We start from the raw sequence: 14667 nt of genomic DNA, 5'->3' as shown, positions 1-14667 counted from the left end.
ACCATGATTCCGAAAAGTGGGACCCGGTTTTCGGACAAGATCATGGTCGAGCCTGGAGATAGAGCCCCATGCCGATTCTTTCGGCATGGATCAGGCTCGATATCCGCGCTGGTCTTCGCCACCGGCGCGGTGGCCTTGTGGTCGACCAATGCGTTGGTCGGCAAATCCCTGCTGGCGACCCATCCGGTGTCGCAGGTGCAGTTCCTGCAATTTGCGGGCGCCGCACTGGTCTTCGCCCTGATCCGGTTCATGAGCCTAGAGAGGGCTCCGCCGGTGGCGCCCCGGGCCGCACTCGCGCCTTTCGCGGTCGGCCTTATCGGTCTGGTCGGCACCATGGTGCTGCAATATGTTGCCTTCGCATCGATGCCAGTGATCGAAGCCAATCTCGTGGCCTACACTTGGCCATTGATGGTGGCCGCGGCGGTGATCGTCTTCGAAAATCCGCGGCGTCCGGCTTTGCTGGGGCTTGCCGCGGCACTTGGGTTCGTCGGCGTCGCACTGGTGATTTCGGGAGGGCGTGAAAGCGCCTGGTTCCAGGGCGATCTTGTCGGCTATTTCGCCGCGTTCGGGTCTGCGCTGTGCATGGCCTTCTATTCGGTGATGGTGGGACGGCTCGCCACTTCGCCCGAGCGGCTGTTGCTGCCCTCGTCGCTGGTCGGCATCGCCTTGACACTTTTATGGTCGGCTCGCGAAGGCGTTGCATGGCCCACCGGCATGGATCTGGCCCTTGGGCTCTATCTTGGCGCCGGCCCTATGGGCCTGGGTTATTACCTCTGGTCACGCGCCTTGAAGCTCGAAGGCAGCGGCAAGGTCGCTGTCATCGCCTATCTCACGCCGATCGCGTCGACGTTGCTGCTGACCCTGTCCGGCGAACGACTGACGACGACCGCTATCGCCGGAGCCGTCCTTGTCATCGGCAGTTGTATAGCGATCGGCCTGGAACGTTCGGAGGCACAAGACCATGTTTGACGAAAATGAACGTCTCGCCAGGCAGGAAGCGCATTGGCTGATCAAGGAATTCGGCATCGAGGCACCGCTTTACGCAGCGATGAAGGCGGAAAAGGCGATTGAACAGAAGGATTTCGGGCGCTGTGCCCGCTGGAAGCGTATTCTTGAGATATTGGCCGACGGCCGGACGACCAAGTCTGCCGCTTCCAAGTATTAGATTTTCTAATTTGCGTGACGTCGATTTTCCATAAAAGTAGTTGACGCCAAGTCTTGATTCGTTTTGGAACTTGGCGGCCCGTTGGGGGACGAGGTTAAAGAGATACATCGACAAAAGTCTTCGCTGGGGTGGATGACTTTGTCGCAAATAGGATGAAAGATTTGTCAAATATCGAGGATAAGACCGTTATCGAGCTGACGGCCGATATTGTCTCGGCCTATGTAGGCAACAATCCGCTTCCGGCCTCCGGCCTGCCTGACCTGATTGCCAGCGTCAGCGCCTCGGTTCGAAAGCTGGCTGGCGCGGCCGTCGTGGAAAGCCCGAGCCTGGTTCCGGCTGTCAATCCGAAAAAGTCGGTGTTTCCCGATTACATCGTCTGCCTTGAGGATGGAAAGAAATTCAAGTCGCTCAAGCGACACCTCAGGACAGACTATGGTTTGAGCCCGGACGATTACCGGGCCAAATGGGGCTTGCCGCCGGACTATCCGATGGTTGCTCCGAACTACTCGGCGACCCGGTCGGCGCTGGCGAAGTCGACGGGACTTGGCCGCAAGCCGGCGGCACCGGCCACCGTCGCCAAGGCGACAAAGCGTGGCAAGGCCACGGCCTGAGGCCTTGCCGGCCGGCTCGGCGAGCCATTGATCGGCGGCTGTGACGGCGCAATTGCATGCGCCGTTTTCAGACCTTGTGCGGCCAACCGGTCCGCAAGGTCTTGCGAAGCGTCGATGTCCGGTGCAAAAGCGCGGCCATGCTGATCATCAATGACCTTTCGCTCCGCATGGCCGGGCGCCTGCTTCTCGACCATGCCTCGCTGACCTTGCCGGCCGGCACCAAGGCCGGCCTTGTCGGTCGCAACGGCACCGGCAAGACGACGCTGTTCAAGGCGATCACCGGCGATTTTCCCTCCGAGACAGGCTCGATCAGCCTGCCCAAGAACACGCGCATCGGCCAGGTGGCGCAGGAAGCGCCGGGAACCGAGGAGCCGCTGATCGAGATCGTGCTCAAGGCCGACCTTGAGCGTACGGCGCTGCTCGAAGAGGAAAAGACCGCCACCGATCCGCACCGCATCGCCGACATCCACATGCGGCTGGCCGACATCGACGCGCATTCGGCCGAGTCCCGTGCGGCCACCATCCTGGCCGGCCTCGGCTTCGACGATGCGGCGCAGCGCCGTCCGGCCTCGTCCTTCTCCGGCGGCTGGCGCATGCGCGTGGCGCTCGCCGCCGTGCTGTTTTCAGAGCCCGATCTGCTGCTGCTCGACGAGCCGACCAACTATCTCGATCTCGAAGGCACGCTGTGGCTGGAGAACTATGTGTCGAAGTATCCGCACACGGTGCTTCTGATTTCGCACGATCGCGACCTGCTCAACCGCGCCGTCAATTCGATCGTTCATCTCGATCAGAAGAAGCTGACCTTCTGGCGCGGCGGCTACGACCAGTTCGAGCGCCAATATACCGAGCAGAAGGAATTGCAGGAAAAGGGCAGGGTCAAGCAGGAAGCCGCCCGCAAGCATATGGAATCCTTTGTCGAGCGCTTCCGCGCCAAGGCCTCCAAGGCGAGGCAGGCGCAGTCGCGCATCAAGGCGCTGGAAAAGATGAAGCCGATCGCGGCCATCGTGAACGATTCGGTGCGGCCGTTCTCCTTCCCCGAGCCGGTGAAGACGGTCGCCTCGCCGATCGTGGCGCTGAACAACGTCAATGTCGGCTACACCGAAGGCCAGCCGATCCTGAAGAAGATGACGCTGCGCATCGACGCCGACGACCGCATCGCGCTGCTCGGCGCCAACGGCAACGGCAAGTCGACCTTCGCCAAATTGCTGTCAGGCCGGCTCAAGCAGGAGAGCGGCACCATGACGGTGGCGCCCGGGCTGAAGGTGGCGATCTTCGCCCAGCACCAGCTCGACGATCTCCGTCCAGAGGAAAACGCCTATGAGCATGTCCGCCGGCTGATGCCGGAGGCGCCGGAATCCAAGGTGCGCGGCCGCGTCGCCCAGTTCGGTCTCACCACCGAGAAGATGAATACGCCCGCCAAGGACTTGTCCGGCGGCGAGAAGGCGCGGCTGTTGATGGGCCTGTCGGCCTTCGAGGGGCCGAACCTGTTCATCCTCGACGAACCGACCAACCACCTCGACATCGACAGCCGTGAATCGCTGATCCATGCGCTCAACGAGTTTCCCGGCGCCGTCATCCTGATCTCGCACGACCGCCACCTGCTGGAGGCGACCGCCGACCGGCTGTGGCTGGTGAAGGACGGCGCGGTCAACCCGTATGATGGCGACCTGGAGGACTACAAGACGCTGGTCACCGGCGTGTCCGGCGACCGCCGCGGCAAGCGCGAGGCCGACAAGGCGTCAAAAGCTGACCGCCGCCGCGATGCGGCCGCGCGCCGCGCCGCTTTCGAGCCGCTGGCCAAGGAAATCCGCGCCACCGAGGCGCTGATGGACCGCATCCGCAAGCGCATCGACGGCATCGAGGACGAGTTGGCCAACCCGGCGATCTACGAAAAGGACCCGTCGACCGCGACACGCCTGGCCAAGGAGCGCTCGCAGCTTGCCCAGACGCTGGCCGGCCACGAGGAAAAATGGCTGACCATGTCGGCGGAGTATGAGGAAGGCACGGCGGAGTAGGAGCGTTCTTCCTTCTCCCCTTGTGGGAGAAGGTGGCCTCGCGAAGCGAGGTCGGATGAGGGGTGTTCCAGGGAACGCCAACGCCTCACTCCGCTGGAACACCCTCATCCGTCTCGGCGCTGCGCGCCGATCCACCTTCTCCCGCAAGGGGAGAAGGGAAGGCTCCTTCTGGCCCTACACGCCACCCGCAAAACCCGCTAAACACCCCCCATGAACCAGCACGCCAAGCTCCGCATCGGCCATTCGGCCTGTCCGCATGATTGCCCGTCAACTTGCGCGCTCGAGGTCGAACTGCTCGATGGCAACCGCATCGGCCGCGTCCATGGCGCCAAGGCCAACAGCTACACATCGGGGGTGGTCTGCGCCAAGGTCGCCCGCTACGCCGACCGCGTCCATCATCCCGACCGGCTGCTGAAGCCGCTGGTGAGGGCCGGCGCCAAGGGCGACAGGCTGTGGAAGGAAGCGAGCTGGGAGGCGGCACTGGACCTCGTCGCCGAAAAGTTCGTCGCGGCCGAAGAGGAATACGGCTCGGAGACGGTGTGGCCCTATTTCTATGCCGGCACGATGGGACTGGTTCAGCGCGACGGCATCCACCGGTTGCGCCACGCCAAAAAGTATTCGGGCTTCTTCGGGTCGATCTGCACCAATCTGGCCTGGACCGGCTGGATGATGGGGGCGGGCGCCTTGCGCGGGCCGGACCCGCGCGAGATGGCCAAATCCGACTGCGTGGTGATCTGGGGCACCAACGCGGTGGTTACCCAGGTCAATGTGATGACCCATGCCATCAAGGCGCGCAAGGAGCGCGGCGCTAAAATCGTCGTCATCGACGTTTATGAAAACGCGACCATGAGGCAGGCCGATATGGGCCTGGTCCTGAAGCCCGGCACTGACGGCGCGCTGGCTTGCGCGGTCATGCATGTGCTGTTCAGGGAAGGCTTGGCCGACCGTGCCTATCTCGAAAGATACACCGATGACTCGAAGGGGTTGGAAGAGCATCTGAGGACGCGCACGCCGGAGTGGGCAGCCGGGATCACCGGCCTTTCAGTGGCCGAAATCGAGGCCTTTGCCCGCTTGGTCGGCACGACCAGGAAAACCTATTTCCGCCTCGGCTATGGCTTTGCCCGTCAGCGCAATGGCGCGGTGAACATGCATGCCGCGTCCTGCATCGCCGCGGTCACCGGCAGCTGGCAATATGAGGGCGGCGGCGCCTTCCATTCCAATTCCGGCATCTTCAAGCTCAATCAGGACGTGCTGGAGGGCTCAAGGATGCGCGATCCCTCGATCCGCTATCTCGACCATTCGCGCATCGGGCCGGTGCTGACCGGTGCCAGTGACGCGCTCTATGGCGGACCGCCGGTGACGGCCATGCTGATCCAGAACACCAATCCGGTGAATGTCGCGCCCGAGCAGCGGCTGGTGAAGCAGGGCTTTCTCCGCGAAGACCTGTTCACTTGCGTGCACGAGCAATTCATGACCGACACGGCCAAGCTCGCCGATGTGGTGCTGCCGGCGACGATGTTCCTCGAGCATGACGATGTCTACAGGGGCGGCGGCAACCAGCACATCACGCTCGGTCCGAAGCTGATCGACCCGCCGGAAGGGCCGCGAACCAACCATTTCGTTATCGAGCAACTGGCCGAGCGCCTCGGAGTCGCCGATCGGCCGGGCTTTGGCCTGACCGAACAGCAGCACATCGACATCATTCTCGGCAAGCGCGGGTTGGGCAGCTTCGACAGCTTGAAGGAGCAGAAATGGGTCGATTTGCAGCCTGATTTCGAGACCGCGCATTTCATTAGAGGATTTGGCCACGCGGATGGAAAATTCCGTTTCCGTGCCGACTGGACCGGTCAGGCGGCTCCCAACCGGCCGCCGAAGAGCATGGGCCTGTTCGGACCGGTGGAGCGCCTGCCCGAATTTCCCGACCATGTCGATCTGATCGAGGTCGCCGACGAGGCGCATCCGTTCCGGCTGACGACCTCGCCGGCGCGCAACTTCCTCAACTCGACTTTTGCCGAGACGCCGGTGTCGAAGGAAAAGGAAGGTAGGCCCGCACTGCTCCTGCATCCCGACGATGCGGCGGACCTTGGACTTGCCGATGGCGATCGTGTCGAGGTCGGCAACCGGCGGGGCGACCTGGTGCTGCACGCGAAATTCTTCGACGGCATCAAGCGCGGCGTGGTGATCGCCGAAGGCATCTGGCCAAACAGCGCGCATGAGCGGGGCGAGGGCATCAATGTGCTGACCGGCGCTGATGCGCCGGCGCCCTATGGCGGCGCCGCCTTCCACGACAACAAGGTCTGGCTGCGCAAGGCAAGTTGAGCCGGGCGAAGCGCTGGGCCGACTATACCGGCAGGATTTCGGTGGCCTTTTTTCTGTTCAGCCGGTGATGGATGTCATCGGCGATCGCCTGGGCTTCGATCGCGATCTCGCGCAACAACCCGGTGACCGCATTGTGGAAGCCAACGAGGTAGAGGCCGAGATCCGAGGCCTGTGCGGTGACGCCACTGCGGCCCGGCTGGATGCCGGGCTCGAGAAATTTGGCATAGCCCGGCCGGAAACCGGTGGCGAAGATGATCGCGTCGAATTCGCCGTGCTTGCCGTCGGCGAAACGGGCGCCGCGTTCCGAGATCTCGGCGATATCGGGCGCGACCTTGATCGCGCCTTCGCGGATCTTGTCGATGGTGCCCACATCGATCACCGGAATGCGCGATGCGACCGCAATCTGTTGCAGCAGTCCTTGTCTCGGCCGTTTGAGCCCATATTTTTCCGGCCTTCCCAGCACCAGGTCGAGGATGATCGGGAAGAGAACGTCATTGACGCGTTGCGGCCCCAGCCGCGCCGCCATGCCGACCATCTGGATGGGCACGCCGAACAGTTCGCGCGGCACGATATGAACGCCGCCGCGCACGGAAATCGTCGGTCGTGCACCGTTTTCGGCCAGGTCGAGCGCAATCTCCGCGCCGGTGTTGCCCATGCCGACGACCAGCACCGACTGGCCGGCGAAAGGCGTGGCATTGCGATAGTCGGCGCTGTGCAATGTCTTGCCCGTAAAGGTGTCGATGCCGGCAAATCCGGGTCGCAAGGGCTCGGCATTGTAGCCTGACGCAATCACCACATGCCTGGCGCGCAACGGACCGGATGTCGCCTCCACACGCCAGCCGTGGTCCTCCCGGGCGATCGCCTTCACCGTTTCCCCAAATTGGGGTCGCAGGTCGAAGCGTTGCGCATAGGCATCGATATAGTCGACGAAGAGATCGCGCGGCACATAACGTGGATAATGCTTCGGGAAGGGCGCGAAGGGCAGGGACGAAAAGCGCTTGGTGGTATGCAGGTGGACGCGCTCGTAGTGCCGCCGCCATGCGGGTGCGGCCTGCTGCTCTTTTTCGATGATTATGAAGTCGACACCGGCCTGGCGCAGGCATGCGGCAACAGCCAAGCCCGCCGGCCCGGCACCGATGATAGCAACTGGGATGGTGTCGTCCAAGCGCGCCTCCGCCGCTCAATTCGCGTCCTGAGAATGTCAAAAGCATGGCGGCCTGGCCGGAGTCCTGCCTGCCTACAAGGCTCAGTCCGGCAACGGCACCGTCAGCCCGACCTTGACGCGGTCCATGGCGACGAAGGTACGGAATTTCCGGACATTGTTGCTGCCGAAGAACAGTTTTCGCGTCAGCGCCTCATAGGCGCCCATGTCGGCCACGGTGATGACGAGGATGAAGTCGGCTTCGCCGGTGACGTAATAGCATTGCTGCACTTCAGGCGTTTCGGAGAATTGCCGCTTGGCGGCGTCGATCAGTTCGGTGCGTTCGCTCTCCAGTTCCACCTCGACGAAGATGGTGATGGGTTGGCCGACTGTCGCGGGTTCGATGACCGCGACATTGGCGGCGATGACGCCGGTCTGCTCCATGCGCTTGATGCGCCGCTGTACCGCTGGCGCCGACAGGTTCACTGCTTCGCCGATCAGCCTCTGCGGCGTGGTATTGTCCCGTTGCAGGATGGCAAGGATGGCGAGGTCGAAACTGTCGAGCGGGGGCGGCGATGGAGGCAATGGAGCTATCCCGGCGAAAGAAACTTGCATTTTGAAGGCCTAATTACAGCGCTCTTTGCGCCTGCCTTGCAATATATTCTCGCTGACTGCCAAGGAGACCGCCAGTGTTCCTACTCAATCGCAATGCCTTGCACGGTAAGCCGCTTGATGTGGCCGATGCCGAAATCCTCGGGGTCAAGGGCGCGGACACGATCGAGCGCTTCCTTGCCCACCGTGAAAATCACACAATGACGCCACTGCACGCGCTGCCGGCTCTGGCGAGTGAATTCGGCCTTGGCGCATTGCACGTCAAGGACGAGGGCTTTCGTCTCGGCCTCGGCAGCTTCAAGGCGCTGGGCGGCGCCTATGCGGTCTTCCAACTGGTGCTGGAGCAGGCAGGCAAGCGCCTTGGCCGATCTGTCGTTGTCGGTGATCTCGATCGAGCCGATGTTCGCGCGGTCGCCGCACAGATGACTTTTGCCTGCGCCACCGACGGCAATCATGGCCGCTCTGTCGCGCAAGGCGCCGAGCTTGCCGGCGCCAGGTCCGTGATCTTTGTCCATGCCGGGGTCAGCGACGAGCGCATCTCGGCAATAGTGCGCTATGGCGCGGAGATGGTTCGTGTCGACGGCAATTATGACGATTCGGTCAGGCAAGCCGCCGAAGTCGCGGCCGAGAAGGGCTGGACCGTGGTGTCGGATACGTCATGGCCGGGTTATGAACGCATTCCTGGCCTTGTGATGCAGGGCTATACGGCGATCGTGCGCGAAGCGCTGCGCCAGCTCAGCGAACCGCCAACCCACGTCTTCGTCCAGGCCGGCGTTGGCGGCATTGCCGCCGCGGTGGCGGGCCATCTCGCCATCGTGCTTGGCGAAGCCAGGCCAACCTTCACTGTCGTCGAGCCCGCGCGTGCCGCATGCATCGTCGCAGCCGCTGTGGCTGGGCGTGTGGTCAAGGTGGCGCACGATCAGCCGACTGTCATGGCGATGCTTGAATGCTACGAGGCCTCGCAGGTCGCCTGGCGTGTGCTGGCGCGCGCCGCCGATGCCTTCATGACCGTGGACGAGGACGACGCCGTTGCGGTGATGCGGCGGCTGGCACGGCCGGCCGGCGACGATCCGGTGATCGTCTCTGGCGAGAGCGGCGGCGTCGGCCTTGCCGGGCTGATCCGGGCGATGGCCGAAAACAAGGCCGACCTCGGCCTTGACGGCAAATCCCGGGTGCTGGTGATCAACACCGAAGGCGCCACCGACCCGCATCGCTATGCCGAACTGGTCGGCATGAGCCCGGCCGATGTGCTGGCCGGCAAGCTTGCCGCCGAGGCAACACCATGATCGCCGTCGATGCACAGCGCCTGCTTGGCCGCATCCGAGAACTGGGCGCGATCGGCCGCGACAGTGAGGGCAGGCTGACCCGGCTGGCCGCTTCCGACACCGACAGGCAAGGCCGCGATCTTTTCGTCGGCTGGCTGCGCCAGGCTGGGCTCGATGTTGCCATCGACCGTATCGGCAACATTTTCGGCATCTGGCAAAGCGCCGGCAACGCAGGCAAGGCGCCGCTGCTGATCGGTTCGCATATCGACACCGTCATCGACGCTGGTATCTATGATGGCTGCTACGGCGTGCTTGCCGGGCTGGAGGTGATCGAGACGCTGAAGGCGTCGGGCCTCTCGCCGTCGCGCCCGCTCGCCGTCGCGGCCTTCACCAATGAGGAAGGCGTACGCTTCTCTCCCGACATGATGGGCTCGCTGGTCCATGCCGGCGGCGTCGATGTCGAGGCGGCACTCGCCGCTGTCGGGACCGACGGCAGCACGCTTGGGCAGGAACTCGTCCGCATCGGCTATGCCGGCGACCGCGAACCGGGCTTTCTCAAGCCGCACATCTATGTCGAGCTGCATATCGAACAGGGGCCGGTGCTGGAGCGCGAAGGCATTCCAATCGGCGCGGTGGAGACGCTGCAAGGCATCTCCTGGCAGCGCATCACCCTCGATGGCGTCGCCAACCATGCCGGCACCACGCCGATGTCGATGCGCCGCGACGCCGGATATGCCGCGGCACGCGTCGTCACCTTCCTGCATGACCGGGCAGCGGCGTCCAACGCGCCAACCGTTGCCACGGTCGGCACGATGCGCCTGGAGCCGAACGCCATCAACGTCATTCCATCGCGCGCCGTCTTCACAGTCGATCTGCGCGATCCCGATGAGCAGCGCTTGCAGGCGGAAGAGGCGGCGCTGGCCGCCTTTCTCGAACAACTCGCCGTCGAGGGCATCGCCGTGACGGTCGAAAGGCTCGCGCGCTTCGAGCCGGTTGTCTTCGACCGCCGAGTGGTCGAGCTGATCGAGACCGCCGCGAGGAAGCGCGGGCTCGTTTCAAGGCGCATGACCTCGGGCGCCGGCCATGACGCGCAGATGATCGCGCGCATCGCCCCGGCGGCGATGATTTTCGTGCCGAGCGCCGGAGGCATCAGCCACAGCCCGCTTGAGCACACCGAGGATGCCGAGCTTGTTGCCGGCGCCAACATCCTGCTTGATGTGATCACCGAGCTTGCCGAATTCGAAGGGTGAGGACATGGCTGAACTCGATCTCGAAACGCTGAAGCGCGAGATGACCGGTTGGCGGCGCGACCTGCACGCGCACCCGGAATTCGGCTTCGAGGAGAAACGCACATCTGCCTTCGTCGCGGCCAAACTGCGCGAATTCGGCCTCGACGATGTCGCCGAGGGTGTCGGTGGCACCGGCGTCGTCGGCACGTTGAAGCGCGGCAACGGCAACCGCGCTATCGCGCTGCGGGCCGACATGGATGCGCTGCGCATATCAGAGCAATCGAGCGCGCCCTATCGCTCCGGCAATGCAGGAATAATGCATGCTTGCGGCCATGACGGTCACACCGCCATGCTGCTTGGCGCGGCCAAGCTGCTGGCAAGCGAGGGCGGTTTCGACGGCACCGTGCGCTTCATCTTCCAGCCGGCCGAGGAGTGGGGCAGGGGCGCCCTGGCCATGCTCGACGATGGCCTGATGCAGCGCTTCCCCTTCGACGAGATATTTGGCCTGCACAACATGCCCGGCCTTCCCGTCGGGCACTTCGAGACCCGCGCCGGTCCCGCGATGTCGGCGGAGGACAATTTCGAGATCGTGCTGAAGGGGATCGGCGGCCACGCGGCGCGGCCGCATTCGGGCAACGAGACACTGGTCGCCGCCTGCGCGCTGGTCACCAATCTGCAGACCATTGTCTCACGCCGGCTGAGCCCAGCCGACATAGCGGTGGTTTCGGTGACCGAATTGATCACCGACGGCACGCGCAATGCATTGCCCGGTCTTGCCCGCATCCTTGGCGATGCCCGCAGCTTCCATCCCGAGGTCAGCGCCGGGATCGAACGCCAGATGCGCGTCATCGCCCAGGGTACCGCTGCTGCCTACAATGTTGCCGCGGAGGTTACCTATACGCGCGAATTCGTGCCTTTGCGTAACGATGCCGAACTGGTTGATGCGGCCTTCGCCGCCGCGGGAAATGTCTTCGAGCCCGGCAATATCGCGGTCGCCCGGGAGCCGATGACGGCATCGGAGGACTTTGCCCGTTTCCTTGATCACGTGCCGGGCTGCTTCGTCTTCCTCGGCAATGGCGAGGCTTCGGCACCGCTCCACAATTCCAGCTATGACTTCAACGATGACGGGCTGTTGTTCGGCGCCAATTTCCATGTCGCCATCGCCCGGCTACGGCTTGAGGTTTGACAGGCTACGGATGCATTTGGCGGGGGAAAACGCCTCGAAAAGGCCGAGATCCGCGATCCCGCATGACGTCGCGGCAAGACTCAGCTAGCCTTACCCTGCGGCGGACCTGATATCCGCCTGGCCGGCGCTATCAGACACCTCCCAAGCGGCGCCGGCCTTCTTCCTTGCGGCGAACGCCTGCTAAATTAGCACTAATTAAATTTAGAATATTCGCACTTGCAGGAAATTAGGGTCTTTCTGGCATGCAAGCCGCAGGTCTTTGGGGTGTTGCGGGAAGACAGATGCGCGGGCGGAGCTGGATAAAGGCGTTGCGTCAGGAGGAGGCACGGCAGGTGCGCGCGCGCATCGCCGAACTGGAGCGCGACCTGATGACGACTTCCTCTCAAGGGAGGCATCGGCGGCTTGAAGCAGGACACGAACTTCGCAATGCCAAGTTCCGCCTGAAGCGTCTCGAGGAATGCATCGCCGAAATACCGGAGAGACTCGAGCGTTAGTCCACGTTCTCGAGTATCATCTCATTTCCACAATGCAGCATGCTGCGCCGGTATGAACGTGAAGCAGCACGTGCAAGGCCGCATCGCCTGCGGGGAACACGACGGAGTGTTCTGACCGATGGCCGAGGTCGCAGACCATCGCTGCTGGCGATGGATTGATGCAGGCGTTCCCTCCGTCCCATGCGCTAACAAGAAGAGTCCGGCTCCACGCACCGAAAGGCCATCCAAATCGATCTGGAAGACGATTGACAGCACCATGCTTGGCGATTATCGATTGTCGACAATCGCCAAGCATAGCGCTGGAGACCGATATGAAAATCGACAAACTCAGTTTTGTGGACAGAGCCGCTGCCCAGCTTCGTATCGAGATACTGCACGGGCGGCTCTTGCCGGGGGCTCGGCTTACCGAAATTGACCTGTCGGAACAGCTTGGTACGGGCCGTGGCACCGTCCGTGCGGCCCTCTCCGCCCTGGAGACGGAAGACTTGATCGTGAAGCAGCCGTACTCCGGCTGGTCGGTTCGAGACATATCCGAGAAAGAGCTATGGGAGACCTACACGCTTCGTGGCGCTCTTGAGGGCCTTGGAGCTCGTCTGGTCGCTGTTGGCAAAAACAAGGAAATCGAGAGCAAATTGAAGGCGGCATTTGCCCGCCTTCAACAGGCGGAGGCCAGCGAGGACAGCGGCGAGCGCGTCGATGCGGATCTCGGTTTCCACAGGACGATTGTTGATCTTGCGGGGCATGCCAGTTTGTCCCGCCAATATTTCGGCCTCTCAAACAAAGTCGAGTGGCTCTATCGCTGGTCGGAAAGTCATTGGCCAAGCCGAATAGACCTGACCAGCTGGCATCGCCCGATCGTCGAGGCAATTCTGTCGGGCGATCCGAATGTTGCCGAAAAAGCAATTCGCGAGCACGGCGAAAGCAGCCTTGCGGACGATCTGCGCGATTTTGCCGAACTGCGCCGTCGGTCAGCCTGACAAACAATCAACAAAGGGGAATGCCATGAAACTGCCATCCGATTTGCGCTGGTCGCCAACGCGACGCGAAATCCTGTCGGGCGCGGCCAAACTTGGACTTGCTGCAACTGTTGCCGGTGTCGGAATTGGAAGCGCTCGCGCCGAGGCGCCGAAGAAGGGTGGTACCTTGCGCATGGCGCTGGCGGGCGGAAGCTCGGGCGACTCGCTGGATCCACGAACATACGCCGAAACAGTGGCTCGAAACGTCGGTGTCTCCATTTGCAACCAGCTGGTCGAGATAACGCCAGACAACAAGCTCGTCTCCGAGCTTGCCGAGAGTTGGGAGACGAAAGGCGCCCAGTCCTGGATCGTCAATTTGCGCAGGGATGTGCAATTTCACAATGGCAAGACGCTCGAAGCTGCTGACGTTATCTATTCGATCAACCTGCATCGAGGGGAAACCTCATCAGGCGCGAAGGCTATTTTCAACTCGATCAAGGACGTGAAAGCCGATGGCAAGAACCAGCTGACAATCGAACTGGACGCTCCGAATGCGGACTTCATGTACGCGTTCTCGGACTATCACGCGATGATCGTTCCCGATGGGTTCACCGATTTCAAAAATCTTGTCGGGACCGGCGGGTACAAACTGCGTGTTTTCGAACCGGGAATTCGCTCGATCGTGGAACGCAATGAAAACTACTGGAAGCCTGATCGGGCGCATGTTGATGCGGTCGAGACCACGGTGATGAATGATGCGACCGCCCGCGTCACGGCTTTGAGGAGCGGTGCGGCGGACATCATCAACCGCGTGGACCGCAAGATTGCCGGCCTCATGGCTGCGATTCCCAACATTGAAATCGTACGCAGCCCTGGCGGAATTCACTGGACGTTCATCGCGCTCGACAACGTCAAGCCTACGTCCGACAACAATGTGCGACTGGCCCTCAAATACGCGTTTGACCGCCAGAAGGTCCTGGACCTCATGTTCAAGGGCTTGGGCATCATTGGAAACGACCAACCGATTTCTCCCTTGAGCCCTTACTACAACGCCGAGCTGCCACAGCATCAGTTCGATCCGGACAAGTCGAAATTCTATCTGAAGCAGGCTGGTCTGGATTCGCTGTCACTTGATCTATTCACGTCCGACGCCGCTTTCCCTGAGGCGATCGACATGGCCACCATTTATCAAAACGGCGCGTCTGCGGGCGATGTGAATCTCAAAGTCCAGCGGCGGCCGGCGGACGGCTACTGGACGGATACCTGGATGAAAAAGCCCTTCTGCATGTCGGTCTGGCTGACCCGGCCGATCGATCAGACGTTCTCGCTTATCTACAAATCGGGCGCATCATGGAACGAGTCCTACTGGTCAAACGAGAAATTCGACAAGCTTCTTGCAGAAGGGAAATCGGCATTGGATTTCGGCAAGCGCAAGGAAATCTACGGTGAGATGCAGGCAATTCTCAACAATGAAGGACCCAGCGTAATCCCCGTATTTGCCGACTTCCTGGATGCAAGAAGTTCTCGCGTTCATGGATTTGAGCCGAGTGCCGTCTCGGACTTGTCGGGTGACCGCGCCGCCGAGCGCGTCTGGTTCTCGGCCTGACACCACAAGCGATGGAGATCTCATGGAGAGCCGGATCAACCCTGTTCTCCATGATGGGATCTTTTTGA

Annotated in this window: 13 protein-coding genes; 11 read left to right on the top strand and 2 right to left on the bottom strand. The window is 62.2% G+C overall.

From position 1 onward, the window contains the following. The first annotated feature begins 42 nt into the window (after positions 1–42). From FJ977_RS02775 to FJ977_RS02755, 5 genes are all read left to right on the top strand, one after another. Complete coding sequence (locus tag FJ977_RS02775) at positions 43–969, top strand: DMT family transporter (protein WP_140768336.1); 927 nt, start codon at positions 43–45, stop codon at positions 967–969. Beyond that, positions 962–1165 (top strand): hypothetical protein, encoded by a 204-nt coding sequence (locus FJ977_RS02770; RefSeq protein ID WP_140768334.1) that lies wholly within the window; start codon positions 962–964, stop codon positions 1163–1165. Before FJ977_RS02775 ends, FJ977_RS02770 begins: the two co-directional genes overlap by 8 nt. A gap of 152 nt (positions 1166–1317) precedes the next feature. Further along, positions 1318–1776, top strand: coding sequence for a MucR family transcriptional regulator (locus FJ977_RS02765; RefSeq protein ID WP_181179516.1), 459 nt, complete (start codon positions 1318–1320; stop codon positions 1774–1776). 137 nt (positions 1777–1913) lie between these two features. Then, positions 1914–3791, top strand: coding sequence for an ABC-F family ATP-binding cassette domain-containing protein (locus FJ977_RS02760; RefSeq protein ID WP_140768333.1), 1878 nt, complete (start codon positions 1914–1916; stop codon positions 3789–3791). A gap of 210 nt (positions 3792–4001) precedes the next feature. Beyond that, positions 4002–6110 (top strand): molybdopterin oxidoreductase family protein, encoded by a 2109-nt coding sequence (locus FJ977_RS02755; RefSeq protein ID WP_140768331.1) that lies wholly within the window; start codon positions 4002–4004, stop codon positions 6108–6110. A gap of 22 nt (positions 6111–6132) precedes the next feature. Here FJ977_RS02755 and FJ977_RS02750 read toward each other — a convergent pair whose 3' ends face one another. Continuing rightward, the gene (locus tag FJ977_RS02750; protein ID WP_140768329.1) at positions 6133–7275 is read right to left on the bottom strand and encodes an NAD(P)/FAD-dependent oxidoreductase; all 1143 of its coding nucleotides are present in this window, start codon (positions 7273–7275) and stop codon (positions 6133–6135) included. Positions 7276–7356: 81 nt separating this feature from the next. Next, positions 7357–7836, bottom strand: coding sequence for an Lrp/AsnC family transcriptional regulator (locus tag FJ977_RS02745; protein ID WP_246682804.1), 480 nt, complete (start codon positions 7834–7836; stop codon positions 7357–7359). A gap of 104 nt (positions 7837–7940) precedes the next feature. Between FJ977_RS02745 and FJ977_RS02740 the strand changes: the two genes are divergently transcribed. The 6 genes from FJ977_RS02740 to FJ977_RS02715 all read left to right on the top strand — a co-directional run bounded on the left by FJ977_RS02740 (position 7941) and on the right by FJ977_RS02715 (position 14599). Further along, entirely contained in the window at positions 7941–9149 is a 1209-nt protein-coding gene (locus FJ977_RS02740) for a diaminopropionate ammonia-lyase (RefSeq protein ID WP_140768325.1), read from the top strand. Beyond that, complete coding sequence (locus FJ977_RS02735; RefSeq protein ID WP_140768323.1) at positions 9146–10378, top strand: Zn-dependent hydrolase; 1233 nt, start codon at positions 9146–9148, stop codon at positions 10376–10378. Before FJ977_RS02740 ends, FJ977_RS02735 begins: the two co-directional genes overlap by 4 nt. Positions 10379–10382: 4 nt before the next feature. Beyond that, on the top strand, positions 10383–11543 hold the full coding sequence (locus FJ977_RS02730; RefSeq protein WP_140768321.1) for a M20 aminoacylase family protein: 1161 nt from the start codon (positions 10383–10385) through the stop codon (positions 11541–11543). Between the two features lie 332 nt (positions 11544–11875). Further along, positions 11876–12037: a hypothetical protein gene (locus tag FJ977_RS02725; protein ID WP_246682803.1), complete on the top strand. Its 162-nt coding sequence runs from the start codon at positions 11876–11878 to the stop codon at positions 12035–12037. A gap of 311 nt (positions 12038–12348) precedes the next feature. Further along, entirely contained in the window at positions 12349–13014 is a 666-nt protein-coding gene (locus FJ977_RS02720; protein ID WP_181179513.1) for a GntR family transcriptional regulator, read from the top strand. A 25-nt stretch (positions 13015–13039) separates the two neighbouring features. Beyond that, entirely contained in the window at positions 13040–14599 is a 1560-nt protein-coding gene (locus FJ977_RS02715; protein ID WP_181179510.1) for an ABC transporter substrate-binding protein, read from the top strand. Positions 14600–14667: the final 68 nt, after the last annotated feature.

It is taken from the genome of Mesorhizobium sp. B2-1-3A (genome assembly GCF_006442655.1).
Classification (GTDB): Bacteria; Pseudomonadota; Alphaproteobacteria; order Rhizobiales; family Rhizobiaceae; genus Mesorhizobium.
Note: the sequence above shows the minus strand (reverse complement) of the source record. Positions and strands in the feature narration are given on the sequence as shown.

Coding starts and splice junctions, on each gene's coding strand:
- FJ977_RS02770 (WP_140768334.1), top strand. CDS start 962: ATGTTTGACGAAAATGAACGTCTCGCCAGGCAGGAAGCGCATTGGCTG.
- FJ977_RS02755 (WP_140768331.1), top strand. CDS start 4,002: ATGAACCAGCACGCCAAGCTCCGCATCGGCCATTCGGCCTGTCCGCAT.
- FJ977_RS02715 (WP_181179510.1), top strand. CDS start 13,040: ATGAAACTGCCATCCGATTTGCGCTGGTCGCCAACGCGACGCGAAATC.
- FJ977_RS02730 (WP_140768321.1), top strand. CDS start 10,383: ATGGCTGAACTCGATCTCGAAACGCTGAAGCGCGAGATGACCGGTTGG.
- FJ977_RS02735 (WP_140768323.1), top strand. CDS start 9,146: ATGATCGCCGTCGATGCACAGCGCCTGCTTGGCCGCATCCGAGAACTG.
- FJ977_RS02760 (WP_140768333.1), top strand. CDS start 1,914: ATGCTGATCATCAATGACCTTTCGCTCCGCATGGCCGGGCGCCTGCTT.
- FJ977_RS02775 (WP_140768336.1), top strand. CDS start 43: ATGGTCGAGCCTGGAGATAGAGCCCCATGCCGATTCTTTCGGCATGGA.
- FJ977_RS02720 (WP_181179513.1), top strand. CDS start 12,349: ATGAAAATCGACAAACTCAGTTTTGTGGACAGAGCCGCTGCCCAGCTT.
- FJ977_RS02765 (WP_181179516.1), top strand. CDS start 1,318: ATGAAAGATTTGTCAAATATCGAGGATAAGACCGTTATCGAGCTGACG.